This window comes from Cedecea sp., from assembly GCF_036500665.1.
Taxonomy (GTDB): Bacteria; Pseudomonadota; Gammaproteobacteria; order Enterobacterales; family Enterobacteriaceae; genus Cedecea.
This window is the reverse complement of the sequence record NZ_DASYBS010000024.1, coordinates 1-2,988: the sequence shown is the minus strand read 5'-3', so window position 1 is coordinate 2,988 and position 2,988 is coordinate 1. Positions and strand designations below refer to the sequence as shown.

Here is a 2,988-nt window from a genome sequence, read left to right as displayed (position 1 = left end):
CTTGTATGGGAAGGGTGCGCACATGCCGGTCTTATCCTTTCTCGCGTCGCCGTCATGGCCCGCCTGGCGGACTACAGCAATAACGAAGGGTTATCCTGGCCTGCGGTAGAAACCATACAGCGCGAAATCGGGGCTAAAAGCACGACGACAGTATCTACAGCAATAGCCGAGCTGGAGCGGGGTGGCTGGCTGATTAAGACTGAGCGTAAAGCGGGTGGCCGGAATCTCAGTAACCTCTATCAGATTAACGTTGAGAAACTGGAAGCGGCCGCTGAGGCTGCACGGACATTCTGTAAAGCGAAGAAACGCGCTTCACGTGAGAACCCCCCAAAAAATGACCCCTTAAAATTTGAGGGGTCAACCGTTAACCCCTTAAATATTGACCCCCCAATCGTTGAGGGGTCAACGGTTGATAAAAATGGGGTCATTAACCCCCCAATGGTTGACCCCGATCCGTCATTAAAACCAGATCCGTCAGATATAAAACCTTCTTGTCCGGACGCTTCGCCTCCGGACCATGCCATTGATGATTTCTCTGCACGACACCCTGATGCAGTGGTGTTCAGTGCCAAAAGGCGACAGTGGGGCAGCCAGGATGATTTGACCTGTGCAGAGTTCATCTGGGGGAAAATTATCGCGATGTACGAGCAGGCGGCCGAAACCGACGGTGAGGTCGTTCGACCCCGAGAGCCTAACTGGACAGCCTGGGCAAACGAGGTTCGCCTGATGGTGGCGCAGGACGGTAGGACGCATAAACAAATCTGCTCGCTGTTCAAACGCGCCAGCCTGGACCGGTTCTGGTGCAAAAACATCCTGAGCCCGTCGAAGCTGCGCGAGAAGTGGGATGAGCTGACGCTGAAGTTGAGCACGGCCGGCACCAGCGTATCGGGCAGCGATAAGTCAATCAGCCAGCTGCTGAGCGCTGACTGGAATACGGCTGACGGATGGGAGAGCGTACTGTGAATAAATTAATTTCAGCCGTTCAGGAGCGCGATGCCGGGGCGCTGGCGCAAATCGCCGTGGATGCCCACCGCGAACCGGTGGTGAACGATAACGCCGTGAAACTGGTGGACGCCCTGTTTGATAATCTGATCCGACTTTTCCCGGCGGCACGCCACACGGTGCTTGCCACCCCCGGGGATGTGGTGGCGATGAAGCGTCAGTGGATCCTGGCCTTCGCAGAAAACAATATCACTACGGTGGAGCAGGTTCGTGCCGGTGTACGCATGGCCCGCCGGCAGGACAGCGACTTCTGGCCTTCGTGCGGAAAGTTTATCGGGTGGTGCAGGGAGGGGGCGACCGCGGGATTACCCTCGCCGGATGAGGTTATGGCGGAGTTCGAACGATTCGGTGCAACCCGTGATTTATACGGGACGGCAGCCGAATTTCCCTGGTCGCATCCGGTGATGTACTGGATTATCATGGATATGCGTCAAAAAATGTACCGCTATCAGCAAACCACGAGCGAAACAAAGAAAACCGCGCAGCACCAGCTGAACCTGTGGGCTCAAAAGATTGCCAGGGGGGAGAAAATTCCTTCGCCAGTGAGCCAGCTTCCGGATAATCGTCGTCCGCCTTCCGTTATTCAGGAAAAAAACAGGGACCCTGATGGGCGTTACCAGCGCCGGGGTACTGAGATGCTTGAACGCATCAGAGCCCGCCAGAAGCAGGAGGGATAACTTGTGAAATCACAGGAAACGCAGAGTGCCTACTGTAAAACTCCCGGGCTCTTCGGCTGCAGGCGGTCCGTATCAACCTGCTGTGGTGTGAGCGTATATCCTCCCGCGTGGTGTGTAGCCTGACTGGCACTCTGCAGGAGGCGGGGGTATGAGAGCATTGCTTACACCTGAAATCGCCCCGCGTCTCGGCGTCGTGCTGTTCAGGCCCGGCGCTGATGTGATGGCACTGTTCCGCCAGGGGCGTGTGCTGATAGAGAACGTTCCTGAGCATCTTCAGCCTCTGCCATCCGGCGTTATACCGGCGGTAGCCCAGCCACTGGTCAGTGACCCGCCTCTGCTCCCCTTTCTGACGAATGAAAAAGTGCTCATTGCAGCGGGTGGCGTTAATGGTCTGGAATACTGGTTAGAGCGGCAGGAGAACGGCTGCCAGTGGCCGCACGACAAATACCATCATCACGATTTAACAATCCTGCGGTATACGCCGGGTGCCATTCGGTTGTGCTGGTCCTGTGATAATGAGCTGCGTGAGCAAAGTACTGTTCAGCTTGAAGCACTGGCAACCCGGAATACCTGCGGCTTTGTCGTGGACCAGGCGCGCAGAGCACTGGGATTTGACGAAAGCCATGTTCTCACCCTTCCGGAGCTGTGCTGGTGGGCCACGCGTCGGGATGTGGTGGACGTGCTGCCGGAGGGAATGGCGCGTAAAGCTCTCCGTATACCGCAGGCAGTGATTGAATCTGTGACGAGAGAAGCCGACCTGACCCTATCAGCTCCGGCCACCAGCATTGTGCAGGAGAAAGCAAAAGTTGCAGGAGCGGCGATAAAGCGCAGCAGCAACGAAAATCAGCAGGTGGGGTATGCCGACGTTAAGCCTGTTCTTAAACTTGCCGCAAATCCTGAAAGCCCTGAATCATTCATGCTGCGACCGAAGCGTCGCAGGTGGGAAAACCCGACATACACCCGTTGGGTGAAACAGCAGCCTTGTGCATGCTGTGGTAACCCGGCAGACGACCCGCACCACCTTATCGGTTACGGGATGGGTGGCACGGGAACCAAAGCGCACGACCTGTTTGTGTTCCCCTTGTGCAGAAGGCATCACGACGAACTGCACGCTGACACCGTGGCGTTTGAGAAAAGATACGGAAGCCAGGCAGAATTACTCATTCGTTTCCTGGATCGTGTACTGGCTATCGGGGTGATTGCCGGGACCGGGCGCAGTGGTGTGGAGACCGCATAATGAACGATCAATACCTGCAGTACATTCGTGAAACACTGAAACGCGCTACCGCAGATTTGAGCGGTTCAGCAA

The 2,988-nt window shown here is 56.3% G+C and carries 3 protein-coding genes; all 3 read left to right on the top strand.

What is annotated here, in order from left to right; all coding sequences use genetic code 11:
* Nucleotides 1-963: helix-turn-helix domain-containing protein (locus VGM55_RS03615; RefSeq protein ID WP_331634608.1), on the top strand; the 963-nt coding region annotated here is incomplete at its 5' end.
* A complete protein-coding gene (locus VGM55_RS03610; protein ID WP_331634607.1) occupies nucleotides 960-1,679 on the top strand; it encodes a replication protein P in 720 nt (239 codons plus the stop codon). The genes VGM55_RS03615 and VGM55_RS03610, both read left to right, overlap by 4 nt.
* A 148-nt stretch (nucleotides 1,680-1,827) precedes the next feature.
* Nucleotides 1,828-2,916, top strand: coding sequence for a DUF968 domain-containing protein (locus VGM55_RS03605; protein ID WP_331634606.1), 1,089 nt, complete (start codon nucleotides 1,828-1,830; stop codon nucleotides 2,914-2,916).
* Nucleotides 2,917-2,988 lie beyond the last annotated feature (72 nt).